At 36.5% G+C, this 23259-nt stretch carries 23 protein-coding genes and 1 other annotated feature; of the genes, 3 read left to right on the forward strand and 20 right to left on the reverse strand.

The window, feature by feature from the left end; translation table 11 throughout:
• Positions 1 to 289: 289 nt before the first annotated feature.
• From BK580_RS16640 to BK580_RS16665, 7 genes are all read right to left on the reverse strand, one after another.
• Complete coding sequence (locus BK580_RS16640; RefSeq protein ID WP_078381425.1) at positions 290 to 1492, reverse strand: putative glycoside hydrolase; 1203 nt, start codon at positions 1490 to 1492, stop codon at positions 290 to 292.
• A gap of 226 nt (positions 1493 to 1718) precedes the next feature.
• The gene (locus tag BK580_RS23680; RefSeq protein WP_169865070.1) at positions 1719 to 1895 is read right to left on the reverse strand and encodes a hypothetical protein; all 177 of its coding nucleotides are present in this window, start codon (positions 1893 to 1895) and stop codon (positions 1719 to 1721) included.
• A gap of 102 nt (positions 1896 to 1997) precedes the next feature.
• Positions 1998 to 2942, reverse strand: coding sequence for an ABC transporter ATP-binding protein (locus tag BK580_RS16645; RefSeq protein ID WP_078381426.1), 945 nt, complete (start codon positions 2940 to 2942; stop codon positions 1998 to 2000).
• 1 nt (position 2943) lies between these two features.
• Positions 2944 to 4011 (reverse strand): ABC transporter ATP-binding protein, encoded by a 1068-nt coding sequence (locus BK580_RS16650; protein WP_078381427.1) that lies wholly within the window; start codon positions 4009 to 4011, stop codon positions 2944 to 2946.
• A 22-nt stretch (positions 4012 to 4033) separates the two neighbouring features.
• The gene (opp3C, locus tag BK580_RS16655) at positions 4034 to 5041 is read right to left on the reverse strand and encodes an oligopeptide ABC transporter permease (RefSeq protein WP_078381428.1); all 1008 of its coding nucleotides are present in this window, start codon (positions 5039 to 5041) and stop codon (positions 4034 to 4036) included.
• Positions 5041 to 5970 (reverse strand): oligopeptide ABC transporter permease, encoded by a 930-nt coding sequence (opp3b, locus tag BK580_RS16660; RefSeq protein ID WP_078381429.1) that lies wholly within the window; start codon positions 5968 to 5970, stop codon positions 5041 to 5043. The genes opp3C and opp3b overlap by 1 nt, the downstream gene beginning before the upstream one ends.
• Positions 5971 to 6124: 154 nt before the next feature.
• On the reverse strand, positions 6125 to 7816 hold the full coding sequence (locus BK580_RS16665) for a peptide ABC transporter substrate-binding protein (protein WP_078381430.1): 1692 nt from the start codon (positions 7814 to 7816) through the stop codon (positions 6125 to 6127).
• Between the two features lie 336 nt (positions 7817 to 8152).
• Between BK580_RS16665 and BK580_RS16670 the strand changes: the two genes are divergently transcribed.
• Positions 8153 to 8530 (forward strand): DUF3899 domain-containing protein, encoded by a 378-nt coding sequence (locus BK580_RS16670; RefSeq protein WP_078381431.1) that lies wholly within the window; start codon positions 8153 to 8155, stop codon positions 8528 to 8530.
• Positions 8531 to 8573: 43 nt separating this feature from the next.
• Positions 8574 to 8793, forward strand: a binding site (T-box leader).
• Positions 8794 to 8859: 66 nt separating this feature from the next.
• Positions 8860 to 9852 (forward strand): tryptophan--tRNA ligase, encoded by a 993-nt coding sequence (gene trpS / locus BK580_RS16675; RefSeq protein WP_078381432.1) that lies wholly within the window; start codon positions 8860 to 8862, stop codon positions 9850 to 9852.
• 106 nt (positions 9853 to 9958) lie between these two features.
• On the opposite strand, the gene BK580_RS16680 is transcribed toward trpS, so the two are convergent.
• From BK580_RS16680 to BK580_RS16725, 10 genes are all read right to left on the reverse strand, one after another.
• Complete coding sequence (locus BK580_RS16680; protein WP_078381433.1) at positions 9959 to 10708, reverse strand: YjbA family protein; 750 nt, start codon at positions 10706 to 10708, stop codon at positions 9959 to 9961.
• Between the two features lie 96 nt (positions 10709 to 10804).
• On the reverse strand, positions 10805 to 11032 hold the full coding sequence (locus BK580_RS16685) for a YuzI family membrane protein (protein ID WP_078381434.1): 228 nt from the start codon (positions 11030 to 11032) through the stop codon (positions 10805 to 10807).
• 186 nt (positions 11033 to 11218) lie between these two features.
• A complete protein-coding gene (opp4C, locus tag BK580_RS16690) occupies positions 11219 to 12136 on the reverse strand; it encodes an oligopeptide ABC transporter permease (protein WP_078381435.1) in 918 nt (305 codons plus the stop codon).
• Positions 12137 to 12150: 14 nt separating this feature from the next.
• Positions 12151 to 13101: an ABC transporter permease gene (locus BK580_RS16695; RefSeq protein ID WP_078381436.1), complete on the reverse strand. Its 951-nt coding sequence runs from the start codon at positions 13099 to 13101 to the stop codon at positions 12151 to 12153.
• Between the two features lie 159 nt (positions 13102 to 13260).
• Positions 13261 to 14937, reverse strand: a complete 1677-nt coding sequence (locus BK580_RS16700) for a peptide-binding protein (RefSeq protein WP_078381437.1) — start codon at positions 14935 to 14937, stop codon at positions 13261 to 13263.
• A 109-nt stretch (positions 14938 to 15046) separates the two neighbouring features.
• Positions 15047 to 16072 carry an ABC transporter ATP-binding protein gene (locus BK580_RS16705; protein WP_078381438.1) on the reverse strand — a complete coding sequence of 342 codons (1026 nt, stop codon included), beginning with the start codon at positions 16070 to 16072 and terminating at the stop codon, positions 15047 to 15049.
• Between the two features lie 2 nt (positions 16073 to 16074).
• A complete protein-coding gene (locus BK580_RS16710) occupies positions 16075 to 17052 on the reverse strand; it encodes an ABC transporter ATP-binding protein (RefSeq protein WP_078381439.1) in 978 nt (325 codons plus the stop codon).
• 438 nt (positions 17053 to 17490) lie between these two features.
• The gene (locus BK580_RS16715; protein ID WP_078381440.1) at positions 17491 to 18273 is read right to left on the reverse strand and encodes a DUF2268 domain-containing putative Zn-dependent protease; all 783 of its coding nucleotides are present in this window, start codon (positions 18271 to 18273) and stop codon (positions 17491 to 17493) included.
• 157 nt (positions 18274 to 18430) lie between these two features.
• The gene (gene fabF / locus BK580_RS16720; RefSeq protein ID WP_078381441.1) at positions 18431 to 19672 is read right to left on the reverse strand and encodes a beta-ketoacyl-ACP synthase II; all 1242 of its coding nucleotides are present in this window, start codon (positions 19670 to 19672) and stop codon (positions 18431 to 18433) included.
• A 41-nt stretch (positions 19673 to 19713) separates the two neighbouring features.
• Positions 19714 to 20646 (reverse strand): beta-ketoacyl-ACP synthase III, encoded by a 933-nt coding sequence (locus BK580_RS16725; protein WP_078381442.1) that lies wholly within the window; start codon positions 20644 to 20646, stop codon positions 19714 to 19716.
• A 194-nt stretch (positions 20647 to 20840) separates the two neighbouring features.
• On the opposite strand from BK580_RS16725, the gene BK580_RS16730 reads away from it, so the two are divergent.
• Positions 20841 to 21089 (forward strand): hypothetical protein, encoded by a 249-nt coding sequence (locus BK580_RS16730; protein WP_078381443.1) that lies wholly within the window; start codon positions 20841 to 20843, stop codon positions 21087 to 21089.
• Between the two features lie 37 nt (positions 21090 to 21126).
• On the opposite strand, the gene BK580_RS16735 is transcribed toward BK580_RS16730, so the two are convergent.
• The 3 genes from BK580_RS16735 to BK580_RS16745 all read right to left on the reverse strand — a co-directional run bounded on the left by BK580_RS16735 (position 21127) and on the right by BK580_RS16745 (position 23201).
• Positions 21127 to 21315: a ComZ family protein gene (locus BK580_RS16735; RefSeq protein ID WP_078381444.1), complete on the reverse strand. Its 189-nt coding sequence runs from the start codon at positions 21313 to 21315 to the stop codon at positions 21127 to 21129.
• Positions 21315 to 22283, reverse strand: coding sequence for a BMP family ABC transporter substrate-binding protein (locus tag BK580_RS16740; RefSeq protein WP_078381445.1), 969 nt, complete (start codon positions 22281 to 22283; stop codon positions 21315 to 21317). Before BK580_RS16740 ends, BK580_RS16735 begins: the two co-directional genes overlap by 1 nt.
• A 135-nt stretch (positions 22284 to 22418) precedes the next feature.
• The gene (locus BK580_RS16745) at positions 22419 to 23201 is read right to left on the reverse strand and encodes a Rossmann-fold NAD(P)-binding domain-containing protein (protein WP_078381446.1); all 783 of its coding nucleotides are present in this window, start codon (positions 23199 to 23201) and stop codon (positions 22419 to 22421) included.
• Positions 23202 to 23259: the final 58 nt, after the last annotated feature.

Genomic DNA, 23259 nt, shown 5'->3' on the forward strand with positions numbered 1-23259 from the left:
GTATCACCTTTGGCAGAAAGGACTTTGTTTTGAATTGCAAACTCATCCAGTGATACCTAGCCTTCTATGAAGTTCGTATTCCTCAGACCGGAAGTTTGCCGCCCGCTTCCTTCAGATTCCACGTCACCATGGACACCCTTGCGTTAAGCTAACCGTTACTTCTGCCTTCACAGTTCGGGACTTGCACCCTATAGATTGCACCCATGCCGGGCGCACAATATTAAAAAGCTGCCTCATAGAAGGCAGCTTTTTAGTTGGTTGACACGGCAAAATATAAAGAACTTGAGAATTAATCTCCTAAAGGTTTAAAATTCACACCATCTGTATAGGTATTTCCTGCATTCCATAATAGAAACTCATCAATCCCATTTTCGTTTAACGCTCGAATTTGATCTTCAATTTCCTTTTTACCATATGGAATATAGTTTCCAGATCCAAGCCAGGTTGCAGTAAAGTCTTGAATCCATGGCCTTGATACTGGTCTGTTTTCCAGTTCATCTAGCTTTTGATTTTCGAATTTAGCATATTCTGCAATAATTTTATAAGGCTCTAAGTCAGGCTTTGCAACACCAAAATATGAAGTCCAATGGCTTGGATAAATCATGGATGAAATAACATCGACATGCTCAGAAATTCGAGAAAAGTTTTGCCCAATTCCTGGTGCTTCTGGCAAGGTAGCTGTATAGCCGAAAATATCAACCGATACTTGAATATTGTATGGCTTTAAACGCTCCCTAGCATACTCCACAAAATCCGTGACAGATTCCACTCGCTTTTGTACATTATCCATCTCTTCATTTTTATATTCACCATAACTGTATTTAAGTGAAGTATCTCTTTTTTCAAATCCTTCGGGATAACGAACATAATCAAACTGGATTTCCTGAAAGCCCATTTTCGCCGCTTCAATTGCTATATCAATATTGTAATCCCATACTTCTTTTAAGAATGGATTAACAAATGCCTCTCCTCTTCCGTTTTTCCAAACCTTACCATTATCAACAAATGATAAATCAGGACGTTTTTCAGCTAAAACAGAATCCTTAAAAACAACGATTCTTCCTATCGGATAAACTTCCTTCTCTTCTAATTTCTTCATCATTTCTTGAGGATCTCTAATGTAAGGCTGAGCAATATCCAAAAACGGAGATTCTTCCTCAGGAATATACGTTAAATATCCATGATCGTCTTTAATGTCTATGACCATCGCATTTAGCTCACTGGAATCTATCAGGTTCAATAATCTTTCGAATCTTTCTCCCCCAGCAGAGTGGGCAGTGACGTAAATTCCTCTTACAGCATCCGGATAATTGAACTCATAGCCAGAGTCGAATGCAAATCTTGCTAACGATACGGGCAGTTCTCGCTCTTCTACAGATATTTTTTTCGTTCCATGCTTTCCAACCTGAAGAGTCTCTTCAGCATGAGTTGGCGAAAAGCATACTATGCTTAATGCAATTGTTGCAGCTAAGCCTCCGAACCATTTCTTCATAACTCTCCCCCATTCTCTTTGTCTCTTTTCCTGTAAAGTTGATTATAAAGGAAAATCGCCATTATTATCGTAATTTCAGCAAATTTCTCCAAAAATGCTACTAGAGCCCTAGAGGAAGCTGCATAATAATTCTCTATTAAAATGAAGTTGAATTAGTATTAGTACTGTAAGTTAAGCTGCTTCTTTGAATGGATGCTTTGTACTATTTTATTAAATCATTGTCTACTTATGTATGAAATGTGGAGGAAGGTTGCATTCTTCCGAAAGTCAGCTTTATTCGTCCAGTTTCCCCTTTTATTCGTCCGAAATCCGGCTTCATTCGTCCAGTTTCCCCTTCCATTCGTCCGAAATCCGACTTCATTCGTCCAGTTTCTCCTTTTATTCGTCCGAAATCCGGCTTCATTCGTCCAGTTTCCCCTTCCATTCGTCCAAAACTAATCCGACGCCACCGTAAGGGAGTAAAAAATAAACCGACCCTCTATAAGGGGCCGGTCATTATAATCATTTATTTTCCACTATATTCAGCTTGATATTTCTTATACTCTTTCTCAGAGCATAGGACAAAATGACCAGGTTTGATTTCACGTAATTCAAGCTCTTCGTTTTCGCTATAACCATGAGACTTCGGATCATATGCTACACGTTTACGCTGACGCTCTGAATCTGGATCTGGCTGAGGAATAGCCGATAATAAAGATTTAGTGTATGGATGTATAGGATTATTGTAAAGCTCATTGCTATCAGCAAGCTCCACAATTTTCCCGAAATACATAACTCCAATTCTGTCACTTATATATTTCACCATTGACAAGTCATGGGCAATAAAGAGATAAGTTAATCCCTTTTCCTTTTGCAGTTTTTTCATCAAGTTTACTACTTGGGCTTGAATCGAAACGTCTAAAGCTGAAATTGGCTCATCGGCAATGATGAAATCAGGATCTACAGCTAAAGCTCTTGCAATCCCAATCCTTTGACGTTGCCCACCACTAAATTCGTGTGGATAACGACCTGCATGTTCTTTATTTAATCCAACTGTCTCTAATAGGTCGTATACTTTTTGCATACGCTCTTTTCTAGTTTTAGCCAGACCGTGAATATCGATTCCTTCTGCAATAACATCTGCAATCGTCATTCTTGGATTTAAAGATGCATATGGATCTTGGAAAATCATTTGCATTTTGCGATTGAATTTTAGTAGCTCTTTTTTGGATTTCTTCCCATGAACGTTTTCACCTTCATAAAGAACCTCTCCATCTGTTGCATCATATAGGCGAATAATAGTACGCCCTGTTGTAGACTTTCCACAACCTGATTCCCCTACAAGACCTAACGTTTCACCGCGATAAATATCAAAGTTCAAACCGTCTACAGCACGAACCATATTAGGTTTTCCTTCATTGAAATATTGCTTTAAATTACGAATTTCTAATAGCTTTTCATTTGTCGCCATGTTATTCACCGTCCTTTATCATAACAGGCTTTTCGAAATTATTAGGCATTTTACGTCTACGCTTTTGAACTGCAACTGGCGGCTCAACTTTTGGAGCGTCTTCATGTAATAACCAAGTTTTCGCAAAGTGAGTTTTAGAAATTTGGAACATTGGAGGCTCCATTTCCAAATCAATTTGCATCGCATATTCGTTACGAGCCGCGAACGCATCTCCAATTGGTGGATCCGTTAAATCTGGTGGAGTACCAGGAATCGCATAAAGTTCCGCCTCATCACCTAATTCTAAATCTGGCATAGAGCTTAATAATCCCCATGTATATGGGTGCTGTGGATCATAGAAAATTTCATCCACTGTTCCCATTTCAATAATTTGTCCACCATACATAACGGCAACTCTATCTGCAACGTTCGCAACCACACCTAAATCATGTGTGATAAAAATAATAGAGGTTTCAATCTTTTGCTGTAGATCTTTCATAAGATCCAGAATCTGTGCTTGGATAGTAACATCAAGAGCAGTTGTTGGTTCATCTGCAATCAATACTTTAGGATTACACGCTAAGGAAATAGCGATAACTACCCTTTGTCTCATTCCACCGGAAAATTGATGAGGGTACTGCTTAAAGCGTTCTTCTGGCATCGGTATTCCAACTAAACGAAGTAAGTCAATCGCTTTTTCTTTTGCAGCACCTTTACTTACTTTTTGGTGTTTAATGATTCCCTCCATGATTTGTTTTCCAACAATCATCGTAGGGTTAAGTGACGTCATAGGATCTTGGAAAATCATCGCAATATCTTTTCCTCGTATGCCTTGCATAGCTTTTTCAGATAGCTTTGCAAGGTCTTTTCCATCGAATAAAATTTCTCCACTTTTTATGTTCGAGTTATTCTTTGGTAGAAGTCGCATTATTGTTTTCGTTGTGACAGATTTCCCTGACCCAGACTCTCCAACAATCGCTAAGGTCTCCCCTTTTTTCAAGTCAAAGTTAACGCCTCGAATTGCTTTAACCTCTCCTCCAAATGTATCAAAAGAAACGTGTAAGTTCTTCACTTCAAGAATTTTTTCCATGTTCCATTCACCTGCCTTTTTACTAATCCTTCATTTTAGGGTCTAATGCATCACGCATACCATCTGCAACAAGGTTGAATGCAATCATCAATAAACTGATAATAATTGCTGGGTAAATCATGATGTGTGGGAAAATTTGCAATGATTTATAACCGTCTTCAATTAACGTACCAAGGGATGCCATCGGTGGTTGAAGACCTAAACCGATAAAGCTTAAAAAGGCTTCGAAGAAAATCGCACTTGGTATTGTGAACATTGTGTTGATTATAATAACACCCACAACGTTTGGCAGTAAGTGTCTTGTGATGATTTTATTGTCCGACGAACCAAGTGTTCGCGATGCAAGTACAAATTCTTGACCTTTAAGTTTCAATACTTGTCCCCGGACGACTCGGGCCATTCCGACCCATCCCGTTATAGTAAGAGCAATGATAATGGCTAATATTCCCCGTTCCATTACTAAAATCATTAAGATAACGATAACAAGGTTAGGAATACCTATCAATACTTCAATGATACGTTGCATAACATTGTCGACACGACCACCATAATAAGCGGAGATTCCACCATAAGCAACTCCGATAACCATGTCTATTAATGCTGCTAACAAGGCAATAAATACGGACACTCTAGTTCCTTCCCAAATACGCGTCCATAAATCACGACCTAGACCGTCTGTTCCAAACCAGAAATAGTCGGTGACACCACGTTGCTCATAAACATCCACACCATTTCTAGTTCCGTCCATAATACCTAAGTTTTCAATACCTGGTACCTTTGCAGGTAAATTGGCTCTTAATAGATTTTGATCATTGAAACCATGACTATTCATGAAAGGTCCAAAAAGAGCTAGAAACGTAATCACGAAAAGGATAAAAACTCCTGCAATTGCAGCTTTATTTTTCTTTAATCTCAACCAGCCAGTTTGCCAATACGTTAAACTTGCTTTGGAAATTTTCTCGCTTTTATTAGGATCTTGTTTTGCTGGGTTAAATAACTCTTTAGGAAGTTTTTCATAATTGTTATTCATTATTTTTTACCTCCTGCTAAACGAATACGCGGATCGATAATTCCATAAAGAATATCAACTATTAGTACAATAAAGATAAATAAAGCAGCAAAGAATAGCGTTGTACCCATGATTACTGGATAATCATTTGTCATGATAGAACGAACAAACTGCTCACCAAGTCCTGGAACTGCAAATATTTTTTCAATTACTAATGTACCTGTCATTAAACTTACCGCAAGTGGACCTATTACTGTAACTACTGGAATTAATGCATTACGTAAGGCGTGCTTAAACGCAATATCAAACGAAGATGCACCTTTTGCTCTTGCTAATGTAATATAATCAGAGCCTAATACCTCGATCATTTCCGTACGCATGAAACGTGCTGCAATAGCGATTGGGAACATAGATAGCGCTATTGTAGGCAGAACGGTATACTCCCAACCACTCCAAAAGGCCACTGGGAACCATCCAAGCTTTACTGCAATATAGTATTGTAATAATCCAGCGAAAACGAAAGATGGTATTGACTTACCAAGAACCGCTAAAATCGTCGAACCGTAATCAACCCAAGTATTTTGTTTAAGGGCAGCAATTACCCCTAAAAATATTCCTATAATTGTTCCAACAAGCATGGCCTGAAAGCCTAATTGTGCAGAAGGACCAATACGTTGCATAATTAGATCGGTTACATTTCTGTTGTCATATTGAAAGGAAATACCTAGATCCCCCTGTGCAAGACTTATAATATATTTTGCATATTGTACTGGTACAGGATCATCAAGACCATATTTTGCATAAAGGATTGCTTTTTGCGCTTCAGTCATTTTTTCCTGCATAGTAAACGGAGTACCTGGCATAAGTTTCATTAAGAAGAATGTAAAAGAAGCGATTATAAATAAGGTGATAATCATATAAAGAATACGCTGCAGCAAGTACTTAGTCATTTTCGCACCTCCTATAAAAATTTGAATAGTCGAATTGTATATAATTTTCCCTAAAATTCGACAATTTGAATACAGGGAAAAAGAGAGTATATAATCCAATATACTCTCTTTTTCTTTAGTTTCAAAGAAATAAATTTATATCAATATAACTTTATTAGTTTTTACCGCTAATGTATGCCCACTTGTAGCTGAAATCAGGACCAAAATTATGCATGTATACGTTTTGTACGTAAGGCTGCCATAATCTTGTAGTACCACGTTGATAAATTGGAGCAATAGCTGCATCTTCGTCAATAAGAATACGATCTGCTTCTTGCATTGCTTCAAAACGTTTTGCTGGCTCATTAGCATAAGTTGTCATAACGTCTTTTAATAATTTATCATATTCTGGGTTAGAGTAGCCCATTTTGTTATTTCCACCATCTGTAATCCAAAGGTTAGCGAATGAAATTGCATCTAGATAGTCAGGACCCCAACCAGCTAATTGCATGTCATAGTCCATTGCTGAATCTAAATCAAGTCTTTGAGCAAATGGTACTTCTTTCAATTTGATTGTTAAACCTGGTAGGTTTGTTTCAAATTGATTTTGAATATATTGTTGCATATTTTTTGCTGTTTCAGTGTCTCCACCAAGAATCTCAATTGTTAAAGAATCAGTTCCTAACTCTTCTAAACCTTTTTCCCAAAATTCTTTTGCTTTTGCAGCATCGAATTTGTTGAAGTCACCATGTTTGTCACGGAAATCTTCACCAGTTTCAGGATGTTGAACGAATCCAACAGGAACAGAATAGTTAGCAGGTACAGATCCATTGTTTAGTACAACATTAGCTAAGTCTTCTTTATTAAATGCCATAGAAAGCGCTTTACGGATATTTAAATTTGCTAAAGCTTCATTTTTTGTTTGGTTCATTTTAAACCAGAAAATTGTTGGCTCTAAATAAGAAACGATTGTTGGATCTTCTTTGTATAACTCTACAAATTCAGAAGTTAATCCAGGTGAGATATCAATTTGCTTTGCAGTATAAAGGTTAACCCCTGTAGAAACTTCTTTAACTACTTTTACATTGATTTCATCTAAGTTAACTGTTTCAGCATCCCAATAGTCTGCATTTTTCTTCATTTTCCAACCTACTTCATGCTCCCAGCTATCTAATACGAAAGGACCATTGTAAATCAGGTTTTCTGCTTCTAATGCATACTTGTCACCTTGCTCCTCAACAAAACCTTGATGTTGTGGGAAGAATGTAGGGAATGTCATTAAAGATTCGAAATATGCTACCGGTTGTTCTAATGTTACTTCTAGTGTGTTATCGTCTAATGCTTTAACACCAAGCTCTTCTAATGGAAGATCTCCAGCAGAAACTTTTTCTGCATTCATAATTTTACCATTCATCATATATGGTCCATATTCTGAACCAACTTCAGGGTCAACAGCACGCTGCCATCCAAAAACAAAGTCTTTTGCAGTTACAGGATCTCCATTAGACCATACTGCATCTTCACGTAATTTGAATGTATAAGTAAGACCATCTTCACTTACTTCGTGACCAGTTGCCATACCTTCAACAACCTCGTCGTTTTCACCAAGTCTGTAAAGACCTTCAAAAACGTTGTTCATTACGTTAAATGCTACTGCATCTGTTCCTTTAACTGAGTCCATTGTCGGAATTTCAGCAGAATCTAAAACATTAAGTACTTGAGGGCCAGTTGGTTCTCCCTCACCAGCAGGAAGTTCTTCCCCTTGTCCATTGTTGTTCTGTGCTGAATTTCCACCGCCACAAGCAGCTAAAAATGCACTAAGTACAAGTGAAAGCGCTAAAAGTAATAAATATTTTGACTTTTTCATTTACTTGACCTCCTAAAAAAATATGTCGAATTTTGTTCATCAATTGAAGTAACGATTTTCATTATACAAGTTTTCTAAACATTGTGCATTCATAATTTTAACAACAATTTAATAAAATACTGATTTTTCAAGATTAATCATTACAAAAATGGTTCTTTGTACCTATAAAATATTCGGTATTAACCTGCCTTTTATTACATTTTCTTTACAAATATTGCGTTATATTTACATATATTTTTTTACAAGTAATCCCTTTTGTATTATCTTTAAGTTTGTCATTTTCTATTCATTTCTTTACAATACATTTTAGTAACATTTTTCTATGTAGGAGGACTTATGAAAAAATCTTATAAACCAACACTCATTTTTTTCTTTATTCTGACACTAACAACTATCCTGTTCGGTTTTCTTTATTATGGAACTTTCAACTTACTAGTTTTTATTAATACTTCTTTCTTCTTTTCAGGATTATTTCTTTCCCTTTCCTTACTTATTCTTGTCACAAAAAATGGATTTTTTGATGGAATAACATTTGGATTTCGAAAAATAATTGCATCAAGGCAAATGGATAAAGATTTAGAAAATGATATTCGAAATGAGATGAGACCTCCCTCTGAATTAGTAGATCCTATTAGTTTATTTCCCATGTTTACTGGTTCATTTTTGCTTTTTTTATGTATGATTTTCTCTTTATTTGGCTATTACTATAGTTGATATTTACCAATAATTAAGCTATAATATAGAATACTTAATATATCCATTTGCAATGATAAAGAGTAGTACTAAACTGCTTAGTTTACTAGAGAGTTTGTGGTTGGTGGGAACAAACAACTAACGTTTAGGAATGGACTTTTGAGCATCATGCCGAACAGAAATTAGTAGGCACTGACGTTTCCTTACGTTACAAGGCAAAGTGATTTCAGCAATTTTTTTGCTTGAAATAATAAGGGTGGTACCACGGTCCATTCGTCCCTTTATGGGGACGGATGGGCCTTTTTGTATGCATTTTTATTTAATATCCATCATCATTAAGGAGTGAAAATATGAAAACTATATTTTCTGGCATTCAGCCAAGCGGTAATGTTACATTAGGAAATTATATCGGTGCAATGAAGCAATTTGTCGAATTACAAGATGAGTATAACAGCTATTTTTGTATCGTAGACCAGCATGCTATTACAGTCCAGCAAGACCCAATCGAGCTTAGAAAAAACATTCGAAAACTTGCAGCTCTCTATTTAGCTATTGGTTTAAACCCTGAAAAAGCAACACTTTTTATCCAATCGGAAGTTCCAGCACACGCCCAATTAGGCTGGATGATGCAATGCGTTGCGTACATCGGAGAATTAGAACGTATGACGCAATTCAAAGATAAATCAGCTGGAAAAGATTCCGTTACTGCTGGTTTATTAACTTATCCACCACTTATGGCAGCAGATATTTTGCTATATAATACTGATTTAGTACCTGTTGGAGAGGACCAAAAACAACATTTAGAACTGACACGCGACCTCGCTGAGCGATTCAATAAAAAATATCGTGACATACTGACTGTACCTGAAGTGAAAATCCCTAAAGTAGGCGCAAGAATTATGTCGTTAGCTGAGCCTACGAAGAAGATGAGTAAATCAGATCCAAACCAAAAATCATTCATTTCTTTATTAGATACACCTAAACAATTAGAAAAGAAAATAAAGAGTGCTGTTACAGACTCTGAAGGTATTGTTAAGTTTGATAAAGAAAACAAGCCAGGAGTTTCCAACCTACTTTCTATTTATTCTATTCTAGGAAATAAAACAGTAGAGGAATTAGAGATCTTCTATGAAGGAAAAGGTTATGGAGATTTTAAAGGCGACCTAGCCGAAGTAGTTGTAAATGCACTAGAACCAATTCAAACAAAGTATCATGATTTAATTGAATCTGACAAACTAGATGCGATTCTCGACGAAGGTGCCGAAAGAGCGAACCGAGTAGCAATGAAAACTTTAACTAAAATTGAGAATGCCATGGGCTTAGGAAGAAAACGCAAACGATAACAATATAAGCGTGGTTAACCAACTAGTTCATGATCAACTAAAAAAGAGGCCGAAAAAGTGCTCAACACTTTTTCAGCCTCTTTTTATTTTATTGCCTCGGAAACAATTAATTTACCTTTGGATGTTGCTCTAGTTCCCAAAGTTTTTCAAAGAAGGGTTGTCCTTTTACTAAATGCTCACAAAAATGCTGATGTTTTAGTGACCAGCCATGTCTTGTTTCCTCAAATAGTTGTACCCAAACTTCGTCAAATGACATTTCTTGAATTTCTCTATAATGCACAGGGTTCCACTCTGTATACCAGTAACGAACCTCTGCAACATTACATGTCGATTTTAATTGATCTAAAGCCATAAACAAAAGCTGCTTTAATTGGCGTTCTTTTCTTGTTAGCCCATTCATAATCTCTGGTGATGGTGAAAGAATATGATACTCCTTCTCCATTTTTACGTTTTTTGTAAAAGGATAATCTGCATAATCGCTGTTTTCAATCATGTCATAGACTAATTGCTCTTGCCTTGGAATAAGTCTACTCTTCCTAATTGGAATATTGTATCCAATCGTGTCGACTGCTAGAATTCCTAACCCATCTGTCACAACAAAACAATAATCCAATTGAATCCGTTCATGATTTTTTCGAATATAGCTTTTTTGAAAAATTTCTTCAAGTAAAGATTGAGGTAGCTCTTGGAGGTCGTTTTCAATGTAGTTGAATAGAACAGACTCTACTTTTAATAATGGAACTTGATCTAACAATTCCACACTATCGTCTTTTCTCCATTCGTGAAAATGGCAAACATTATACCCGTTTTCTTCTCCTTCAAACCAATTTACCCATACGTCATGAAGATACAACATATCATACCCCTCACTTCACATCTACTCTTTATTTATCCAACAGTATTGGCAGTGAAGTGCAAAATTATTCCATAAAAGCCAGATATTTTTTATGAATTAGTCTAAATCTCGAAATATAGGGTTTTCATGTTGAGGAATGTATAAGCTTGAAGCAACAACAATAACTCCTAGAGGCAACAGATAGCACTCAACTCTCGTAGTAATAAAAAGAAAAAACTCTATCATAGTAGTTCCGGTTGCGAACAGGTTTAAATATGCTATTGTACTAATTCCTCCTGCAACAGCAATGCCAAATCCAGCTAAGAAGAAAAAAATTCTAATCATCAGCCATCCCTTATTAATAGATATCTCTTTTTCATGCTAACAAACTCCTTGTCCACACTTGTACTATCATTTTATGTAAAAATCCTAGAGATGATGACAATTTTATAGAAAACAGGTAGCAGGATTAATCATAGTAAGCAAAAAAAAGACAAAAAAGAAAAGTCAAGATTTACTCTTGACTTTTCTTTATTCGTTAATCCTTGGATCAAGTGCATCACGCAAGCCATCACCAACAAAGTTAAAACTTAGAACTGTTAAGAAAATTGCTAAACCTGGGAATAATGGATACCACCAATGTTTTAACATGATTGTAAAGTTCTGTGCATCTTGCAACATATTGCCCCAACTTGGTGTTGGTGGTTGAATCCCAAGACCTAGATAACTTAGTGCGGATTCAGCAAGGATAACTCCTCCAATAGCTAACGTTGCAGCAACAATGATTGGCCCAAAAGCATTTGGAAGAATATGAGAAAAAATTATTTTATAACTTCTTGTACCTATCGTTTTAGAAGCTAATACAAATTCTCTCGTTCTTAATGATAAGAATTCCCCACGTACTAGACGTGCTGTGCTAGTCCAACCAGTTAGTGCAAAGATTATAATTAACTTGTCCACTCCTGGTTGAAATATAGTAACAAGTGTAATTAACAAGAATAAGGTTGGAATCGAAAGAATTATATCTACAATACGCATTAGAATGGAATCAATTAATCCTCCAAAATATCCCGCTATTGCTCCAACACTTACACCGATTGTAATGGAACCTGCTACTGAAGCAAAACCTACTAATAAGGAGATTCTTGCCCCATACAATAAACGTGCGAAAACATCGCGTCCAAAACGATCTGTCCCTAGCCAATGCTCACCACCAGGATCTTGAAGTTTATTTAGTAAGTTTTGTTCACTGTACGAATGTGCTGTAAGCCAAGGTGCAAAGATTGCTCCAGAGATAATAATAGCTAAGATAATAGCTCCGATTACAGCAAGCTTATTCCGCAGAAACTTTCGTATTGTTATTCTCGTTAGCGTATCAGGTTTTGCCTTTAAATTGGGGTCTAACGATAGATTATTATTGTTTGATTGAGGCGATGTTTGAGTTTGCATCGATGTTCCCCCTTCTAGTATTCAATTCTTGGGTCAAAGACTGCATAGAGAATATCTGCAAGTAAGTTCCCGATAACTACTAAGACCGCTGAAATTACTGTTAGTGCCATTATGACTGGATAATCACGCTGAAAGGCAGAGTCAAGGAATAATAACCCAATCCCAGGCCAGTTGAATATTTTTTCCGTAATAGCTGCTCCACCAATAAAGGAAGGAAGCATTAATCCAAAAATAGTGATTACAGGAATTAATCCATTACGTAAACCATGCTTATATACAACTTTGTTTTCCTTTAAGCCTTTAGCTCTTGCTGTACGCATATAATCTTGACTTAATACTTCTATCATACTTGAACGTGTATATCTCGTTAACCCCGCCATGTCAGCAGTAGCGAGTACAAATGCAGGTAAAATTAAATGTTTTATTCTATCTACAATACTAAAATCGGCATTTAAGGTAGCGACACCACCAGTTGGTAACCATCCCAACTGTACAGCAAACACCATGATAAGAATTAAACCAATCCAAAAGTTAGGGGTAGCTAGTCCTACAAAGGAAGTAATGGTTACAGAATAATCGGTTAGACTATAACGCTTTCTAGCTGCTATTACTCCAAAAGGTACCGCAACCACAACTGCTAATATTGTAGAGACAATCATTAGCAATAATGTATTAGGTAATCGGTTCATGATCATTTCACTAACTGGAACTCCACGACGTATCAAAGAAGTACCAAAATCTCCTTGGACCATGTTTCCAACCCATTTGATGTATTGTTCATGCACTGGATCATTCAATCCATATTTTTCCTCAAATTTCTTCATATCTTCAGCACTAATATTAGGATCCATCATCAGGGACGAGGGGCCACCAGGAGCCATTTGGATAATGGCAAAGGATAATATTGTGATACCGATAAGTAAGGGAATAGCCATTAAAGAACGGCGAATGATATATGAGATCATAGCTGATTCTCCTTTTCTGTCTTTACTTTAACGGGGTCGTTAACGTGAATGTTCTATATAAATATTGGAGGCTATTCATAGCTCCCAATATTACTGTCAATTTTCATGAAAAGAGGAAAGGAATTTCTCCCTCTCCTCCAATCTCAAGGCTAATGGCTATTAGTCTTGTTTTAACCACCATTCATTGATTTTGTAGAAGTCATCCTTCGCGTGGAAAACATATCCTTCTAAACCAGCAGGCATAGCACGGTGTACGTTTGGATAGTACAAGAATGTGTATGGTTGCTCTTCAGCAATAATGTTATTAACTTCAACGATGTAGCCTTTACGCTCATCTTGATCCATTGTACTCATGTTAAGATCCATAAGCTTATCAGCCTCTGGGTTAGAGTAATTAACGAAGTTTAATCCTTCTTCAATTTCTTTCGTGTGGAAGATTCCACTTGGATCTGGATCAGTACCTAAGCTCCATCCTAAGATGATAGCATCGAATTTCCATGCAGGAGGGTTAACATCCGCTAAGAATGCAGACCATTCCATAATGTTTGGTGTAACATTAATTCCGATTTCTTTTAATTGTTGTTGAACAACAACCGCGATGTCTTCACGTACTTTGTTACCTTGGTTAGTTTTTAATTCGAACTCGAATTTTTGACCGTCTTTTTCAAGAGTTCCGTCAGCACCAGGAGTCCATCCAGCTTCTGCAAGTAAAGCTTTTGCTTTTTCAGGATCGTATTCGAATTTAGGTGCATTTGAATCATCATAAGCCCAGCTTAATGGAGATTCAGGGAAGTGAGCTACTTCTCCATCACCATTCATTACAGATTGAACGATAGTTTCTCTGTCAATTGCATGAGTTAAAGCTTGACGAACAGTTTTTTCTGCGAATAAAGGATTACGTAAGTTATATCCTAAGTATGTGTAAGAAAGAGCTAAACCAGATTCGATTTTTAATTTCCCTTGTGTTTCCCATTCTTGAACTGTTTCTAAGTCAGTAGAAGGTACAAGAGAGAAATGTACGTCTCCAGTGTTTAATTGAGTTAATAACTGATCAGCATCAGTTACAATTTTGTAAGTAACAGTATCTAGATATGGACGACCTTCATGATAATCATCAAAAGCTTCTACTTTTACATATTGTCCATCAACCCACTCAACAAATTTGAATGGACCAGAACCGATAGGAGATTTAGTATTGAAATCATGCTCCCCTAAGTCAGCTACAGGCACATCGCCTAAGATATGTTGAGGTAAGATTCCATAACCTAAAGTTACATGGAAAGCTGGATCAACAGAGCTTAAAGTGATTTTAACTGTTAATTCATCAATGATTTCAACAGTAGAGATTCTTTCGAAATAACCTTTACGTGGACCATCATAGTCTTCATGTAATGGAATATCAAAAGTAAATTTAACATCTTCAGCAGTTACAGGCTCACCATCGTGGAAAGTTAAACCTTCTTTTAATTTTAAAGTATGAACTAAGCTATCTTCTGAAACATCCCAGCTCTCAGCCATAGATAATTCAGGTTCAAATTCAGTGTTACCACTCACTAAGGAGTCAAACACAAATCCTTCAATTGCAGAACTTGCAGTATCTGCAGAGTAAAGTGTGTTGAATAGTGTTGGGCTTCCAGAAGAACCGATAATTAGGTCTCCACCTTGTTGTGGTTCATTGCTATCTGCTGGTTTCTCTTCAGTAGTACCACCATTATTATTGTTGTTGTTATTGTTATTATTGTTTGGACTAGTTCCGCTGTTGTTAGAAGAACAAGCAGCAAGGAACAATGATAGCACTAATGTTAAAGCGATTAGAATTAATGACTTTTGCTTCACGTTTAACTCCCCCTTAAAATTTTAATGTTCTGAAAATGAAAGGTAAAGAATATTTACTTTTGAGATTATCTCCCCCTTTCAATGGGTATATATTTTATGTACTTGTCACCTAATCGTATAGGTGACAAGCAACAAAATGATTTGGTTTAACCTCTTTAAATTGAGGTACGATTTGTTTACAGGAATCCATCGCTGCTGGACAACGAGTATGGAATACACATCCCTGTGGCGGATTCGCTGGACTTGGAAGTTCACCTTTTAGAACGATGCGCTCACGCTTCACTTGACCTTTACGACGAGTAGATGGTACTGCTGAAAGCAAGGCTTGAGTATAAGGATGCATTGGTTCACTATATAAATCATTTTTGCTTGCAAGCTCCATCATTTTTCCAAGGTACATAACTCCCACTCTATCGCTTATATGACGAACAACACTCAAGTCATGGGAGATGAAAATATACGACAGTCCCATTTCCTTTTGTAAGTCCTGCATTAAGTTGATAATTTGGGCTTGTATGGAAACATCCAATGCTGAAACTGCTTCATCAGCAATAATCAGTTCCGGATTTAATGCAAGTGCTCTCGCAATCCCAATACGCTGACGTTGTCCACCTGAAAACTCATGCGGATATCTGTTTATATAAGATGGATCTAATCCTACTTTTTCAAGCAATTCTTGCACTTTTTCTTCTCGTTCTTTACGAGTAAATAGATTATGTGTGTTATACGGCTCTTTTAAAATAGATCGTAATGTCTTTCTAGGATTTAACGTTGCAAATGGATCTTGGAATACCATTTGTATATCACGTCGTACTGTCTTTCTAAGTTCACTCTCACTCATTTTTGCAATGTCACGGCCCTTGAAGATGATTTCACCTTCTGTGGGTTCGTATAGACGGATTAGTGTTCTTCCTGCAGTTGATTTACCACAGCCTGATTCCCCTACGATACCTAATGTCTCACCTTTTTTGATAAAGAAGTTAATATCGTCCACTGCTTTTACGTTTCCAACATGTCGTTGTAGCAAACCTGCTTTAATTGGAAAGTACTTTTTCAATCCTCTTACTTCAAGGAGGTTATCGGCAGAATTATCTGTTTGAATCAAATCTACATTTTGCGTATCTGTTGATATCATGCTTATGCCCCCTTCCCATCATATAAGAAGCATCGAACCGAACGATTCCCTTCTTTCTTTTCAAGCGCAGGCACTTCTGAAAAACAGCGGTCAAACGCTTGTGGACAACGCGGGGCAAAGCGGCAACCTACTGGTAAATTTGTTGGCGGTGGTACATTCCCTTTAATGGATTCCAATCTTGAAATATCAGCTTCAATACTTGGAATCGAATTCATCAATCCTATTGTATATGGATGCATTGGTTCATCGAATAAATCGTCGACTGATGCTTCTTCGACTACTTGACCGCAATACATAACTACTACTCTATCAGCTATCTCTGACACAACACCTAAATCATGAGTAATCAAAAGGATAGAGGTATCAAACTTATGACTTAAGTCCTTCATTAAGTCCAAAATTTGAGCTTGAATCGTTACATCTAATGCAGTAGTAGGCTCGTCTGCAATGAGTAATTTGGGATTACAGCTCATTGCCATTGCTACCATAACCCTTTGTCTCATCCCACCAGATAAGCGATGTGGGAAGTCATTTACAAGTTGTGCAGCTCTTGAAAAACCAACAAGTTCTAACATTTCAATTGCTTTTTTCATAGCAGTTGTTTTCGTCATTTTTTGGTGAAGCATTAATACTTCGATAATTTGTTCCCCGATTGTTAAAACAGGATTTAACGATGTCATCGGCTCTTGGAAAATCATAGAAATATCATTACCTCGTACTTTACAAAGTTGATTTTCTGTAAGCTTCACAAGATCCTTGCCATCAAATAATATCTCTCCACCTACGATTTTTCCTCCTGGGCTAGGTACGAGTCCCATTATAGAAAGCGAGGTTATCGATTTACCTGACCCTGATTCCCCAACCAGTGCAACAGTTTCTCCCTTCTTTATGGAGATATCTACACCATCTACTGCTGGAATAGCTTGCTTTTTTCTAAAAAAGTGAGTTTGTAGGTTTCTCACTTCTAATAAAGCTGACATTTAGCCTTCACCATCCTTTTCTCTTTCGATGCATGGTCTGTATGATGTCTCAGTAATTCCATTTGTAATTTAATTGTTAAAATATTTAGTTAATTATTAACATAAATATTACAAATTTATTAAACTACCATTTGTTACTTGATGTATTCGTTCATTCTTGCTGGATTTCCATGCCAATTATTACAGTATTAATTCCCGGTTAGCTTGAACTTCACCTATAAAAACTAAATTATCGGAAAATAATTATCGTCTGTTTGTATAGTATTACAGTTTCGTTACAGAATCAAGCTAATTTTGAAAATTAACTAAAAATTTTTTAAATTGAGACTTGCAACAATCTTCTACAAAAACTGATTATATACAAATAAAAACAAAAAAACTAGCTTTATTTGCTAGTTTTCTAATTTTTTTGATATTATCATAACATTCCTTAAAGAATTATATTTCTAGTAGGTTCCTTACATCTGACAAACTCAGTTTCATGAGTAAAGGATAAGAAACTTTGTCTTCCTGCAACAGTTTTTGAATTAAATAAAAACCTACACAATAGCCAACCATCTTAGGGTAAAATCCTTTTCCGTATAAAATCTTCATATGTTCTCTCTCGTTTTTTTTCAAATCCTTATTAGGTAAAATAATCCTTTCAAGAAAGTTTTGAAGTTCCTTCGAGTTGTAATAGTTGGTCCATTTTGCTGTATATTTTTCGCCTAAGTGATGTTTCACTGCACTTTCTGCCAATCCTTCAATCAAAACGGATTCGACTAATGTGTAATGATCATCATTTTTTTTATTGTTTGCTAGCACACAAATGTGATTATATTCGTGTGTAAAAAGAGCTCTTAATTCATTTACTTCTATATCTACTGGCAAAAACAGAAATAGCTTATCTTTAAAGGCCACTCCTGATTTCCCTTTAAATTCTCTCTTTATTTGAGTATTCTGTTCATCAGATGGAAAAATAAAGATAGGGATATCAGGGCCATTCCATATTTTCTTTAATCTCTTCCATTCTTTTAATACAATGTTCCAGCAATCAAGATTAATCAATTTCTCCACGGTCTCTTTCCCATTTTGTACAGGCCGGTACATGCCATGCATAATTAAATAGTCATAAAGTTCCCGCTCGGTTACGTCCTCAAAATATTTAAGAAGCTTTTTGGAGATGTTCAATGGTTGATGGTAATCCTCTTCTAACCATCGATCTGTATGAATTATACTCATTTTCTACATCCCTTTTCTTCACTTTTCCACATTGTATGATAGCTGTTACAAAAAGGTGAAGTAAGGGTTGGATCGTCTTAATCCGCTTTCTTTTATTCAAAAAAACATCAGATTCTCTATAAAAGAATCTGATGTCTTTGCTTATTTCCAAAAAGAATTATTTTTCATAGCGTTTAAATACGATTGTTGCATTATGCCCACCAAAGCCAAGGGAGTTACTCATTGCTGCCTTAACCTCTTGGTGACGGGCAACATTTGGTACGTAATCAAGATCACACTCAGGGTCAGGTGTTTCATAATTAATCGTTGGAGGGATGATGGAATTTTCGATTGCTTTAATAGCAAAGATTGCTTCTACTCCCCCTGCCGCTCCTAGAAGATGTCCAGTCATGGATTTAGTTGAGCTGATTGCTACCTTTTGTGCATGCTCTCCCATTACTTCTTTGATCGCGAGCGTTTCGAACTTATCGTTATATTCTGTACTTGTTCCATGTGCATTAATATAATCAATTTCATTTGGTTGTAGTCCAGCGTCATTAATTGCCATTCTCATAGCACGAACGCCACCTTCTCCACCAGGAGCAGGTGCTGTGATATGATGGGCATCTCCAGTTGCACCATAACCAACGATCTCTGCATAAATACGTGCTCCACGTGCCACTGCATGCTCTAAATCCTCGAGTATTAATATTCCTGCTCCTTCACCCATCACAAAGCCATCTCTGTTTAAGTCAAATGGTCTGCTAGCAGTTTTAGGATCAGCATTGAAAGAAAGTGCCTTAGCAGAACTAAAGCCAGCAAACGCCATGTCTGTTAAAGGAGCCTCAGTACCTCCTGAAACCATCACATCAGCATCGCCTCGTTGGATTACTTTAAATGCATCCCCAATGGAGTTCGTCCCGGTTGCACAGGCAGTCACGGTACAAGAGTTTACTCCTTTTGCTCCAAGTGCTATTGAGATTTGACCTGTTGCCATATCAGGAATCATCATTGGTACAAAAAATGGACTAACACGACGAGCACCTTTTTCTAAAAAGGTTTTATACTGTTGTTCAAAAGTTTCCATTCCACCGATACCGGAACCTACCCATACCCCTACTCGCGGAGCGATCTCATCAGTAATCGTTAAGTTGGCATCTTTCACAGCCATTAAGGAGGCTGCTATAGCATATTGAGTGAAGCGATCCATTCGGCGGGCTTCTTTTTTATCCATATAATCTTCAGCTTTAAAATCTTTGATTTCTGCAGCTACTTTAGCTGGGAACATTTCACTATCTACTCTTGTTAAGAGACCTACTCCAGATACACCATTAATGGCATTTTCCCAAGCCTCATTTACATCTTTTCCAATTGGTGTTATTGCACCTAATCCTGTTACAACTACTCTTCTTTTTTGCATTACGTTGTACTCCTTCCAACACTATATCTATTATGTTAATCTTATTTTCCCCATCTTAAGGCAATTGCACCCCAGGTTAATCCGCCACCAAATCCTACCATAACTATAAGGTCGTCATCCTGGATTTTCCCATTTTCCAATTCCTCCACAATAGAGATAGGAATGGATGCTGCAGAGGTATTTCCGTATTTATTGATTGTTTTGGACATTTTCTCTTCAGGTAACCCTAATCTCTCTCTTGCTGCTTCCATGATGCGAATATTTGCTTGATGTGGGATTAAGTAATCGACATCTTCTTTAGTTAACCCAGCTTTTTCTAAAACATTGATAGCAGACTCACCCATTTGTCTTACTGCAAACTTAAACACTTCACGACCATTCATAATGATTGTCTCATCTTGGTATAAATGCTTCGCTCCTGTTCCGTCTGCTCCAAGCTCAAATGATAGAATACCTCTTCCGTCTGATACTGGTCCTATTACTACTGCACCGGCTCCATCACCGAATAATACTGCTGTATTTCGATCTTCCCAGTCCACAATTTTAGAAAGCTTTTCTACACCTACTACTAAGACATTCTTGTATGTCCCTGCTTCTACAAACTGTTTCGCAGTAATAATTGCGTACATAAATCCTGCGCATGCAGCACTTATGTCAAAAGCATTTGCCTTTTTTGCACCTAAGCGTTCCTGGATCATACAGGCTACAGATGGAAAAGGATTGTCTGGTGTGACCGTTGCCACAATAATCATGTCCAATTCCTCAGCAGTAATCCCAGCATTTTCTAACGCTTTTTCCGCAGCAAAAAATGCCATATCTGAAGTATTTATCTCATCGCTCGCTATTCTTCTTTCCTCTATACCAGTTCTCGTTTTTATCCATTCATCCGTTGTATCTACCATTTTTTCTAAGTCAGCATTTGTTAGTACCTTTTCAGGTACATATCTCCCGATTCCAACTATACCTGCATTCATAGAAATAACACCTAACTCTCTTTTAATATCAAATATTATGACTTGGTACTAATTTTAACTCATTATTTTGATATTGACAATATATATGTGCCCTAAAATGGTTCTTCTTATCAAAATGAGCCAAATGCCCAACCATTTTTCTACTGGTTGCATACACTATTTGTGACAACCCAGTTAGTTATGAGGTGAATTAATTGAGTGAAGATCAAAGCAAAAAAGAGGAGAAAGTAGAGGACATTGACCCCTTTACAAGGATGATGTTTGGTCGGCCAATAAAAAGTGAAAAAGTAGAACCTAAACCAGAAGACTCTTCCAAGAAAAAAGTCGGTGAGGAATATTATGCACTAATTGAACAAGTTGATTCTATCATGGAATCTGTAAATAAATTAAAACCGATGTTAAAGGAATTTTCTCCATTGATCGATTATTTCAAGAAAAAATAAGAAAAGAGACTGATATCTTTGTCAGTCCCTTTTTCTTTTACTCTATATCTAATGCATTTTGCTTTCCTAATTCGTATGCTTCATCCATTACTTTTGTAAGAAGCGAAACTAGAGGCTGGATGTGCTGAGGTTGTAATTCTAAACCAGTTTCATCAAGCATCTGCTTAGCCTCAGGTAAATATTTCATTGCGATTGCCATATATTGCATTGTTCTATCTTGTTCCATTAATCAGACCCACTTTCTAATTGATTTGGTAATAAACCAGATTCTTTATAAACAGCAATATGTTTATTTATTTCTTCTTGATATTCTTTACTCACCAGTGGACTATATGTACCTAAGGATATTACCTCATCCTCAAAATCAAAGTAAATATTACCAGAATTTAGCTCTCCTGCTAGGAATCGCTTGGCCACTAATACATATAACTCTGGGACATGTTGTACAGTACTGGTCAAAACAGTATTTTCTCCTAAATCAGATTGATCGGATACAAAACCAATGGCATAGAGCCCTTTATCCTTTAATGTATTAATAACAGGAATATTGAAACCATCTCCTGCTGGATAAACAATATCAACCTCTTTTTCAAGCATTCTCTCAAGCTTTACAGAAGCTATTTCAGGATTATCCCAATCTTGGGTATACTCTATGTAAACTGTTGCATCTGGATTTTCATATAAGACACCCTCAAAAAAACCATTTACTTCTGGCTGCCATTCAAATGCTGCGATAATACCTAGATTATTTGTTTGGGACATCTTCCCAGCAATCATTCCACCAAAAAAGCCCATCGCATTTGCATTGAAATTCAAACTTGTAACATTATTACCACTAACATCTGAATTAAAACAAACAAAGTGAATATCTGAATATTCCTCAGCTATATCACTAAAAACCTGCGCATATTCACTACCATGACCAAATATAAGATTAATTCCTTCTTTTTCGAAATCCTTTACCGCCTTTTTAATAGCATCTTCACTAATGATACCTTCTTGATAAAAGACATCCACATTAAACTCTGATTGTATACGCAAGAGACCCTTATACCCTTTTGTCCCCCATACCTGATCACTAATAGTATCTGGAACTAACATTCCAACCTTTTGTAACTGAGTATCTGGATTAGGTTGTCCACAAGCTGCTAAAAAGAGAAAAACGAGGAGAAATAACCCAATTGGTTTTTTCATGATGAAACACCACCTTAGTTTTTCGGAAAAAAATCCCATTTTCTTCTTATATATATGATTCCTCTTTTATTGTACATCTCGAGAGACGAAAGGAAAAGTTAAATTTTCAGTTTAATATGTTTACAAAGTAATCTATCACAAATTCAACTTCAACCTTTTTGCTGTATTTTTTCTTTGATTAGATAATGCCTCCAAAATACTGATCGTTGAATTAATATAAAAAACTTCTTCGATTTCCTCTTGTTTATCCTCTTTCAGGTCTAAATTACTCTTTTCTATAATCGTAAAATTCAGCTCTTTGGCAATTGCTTCTAATGCTTTTTTCTCCTTATTTACTAAAGAGATAGAATGACCGATATTAGGTCTTTCCCCTAGCGTTAACAGAGCTTCTGCCAAATCATCCACATATAAAATATTGTCTTGTAGAACTTCTAATTTATCATTTAGGGGTTCCTCTGATATTTCTTCAATAATTCTCTGCTGAATTGGTTCGCTATCTGGCTGCCAAGGTCCAAAAACGGATGGATACATAACTAGATGAACATTTTCAGTCTTAATTATCTCTTGCAGTTTCGTTCTGCTTACGTCTGATTTTACTGGTAAAACAAAAAATACCTTCTTCGCTTTGTTAGCAATTCCCTGAAAACTACTGATTTCCTCTCTAACAAACACATCTTCTTTCTCTAAACAAAAGTAGGCAACATCAAATTCTGTTTCCAAGAATTCATCATCTGGCTCTTGCTTTTCTTGAAAATGGAAGAAGGCATTTCTTCCAATTTCCATTAGCTTTTCTTCCGCTTGGTCATTAGGACTTTTAGTAAACGCAATCCCTACTACCTGAACTTCCTTTTTTATTAATTGCTTGCATAGTGCAAAACCAATAAAGTTTGTAGCACCCACTACCATAACATTTCTCATTTCACATTCACCCCAGCCGTTGTTATAGATATTGTATCGTATGCATATAGACATAATA

This window comes from Sutcliffiella halmapala (assembly GCF_002019665.1).
GTDB classification, from domain to species: Bacteria; Bacillota; Bacilli; order Bacillales; family Bacillaceae_I; genus Sutcliffiella_A; species Sutcliffiella_A halmapala.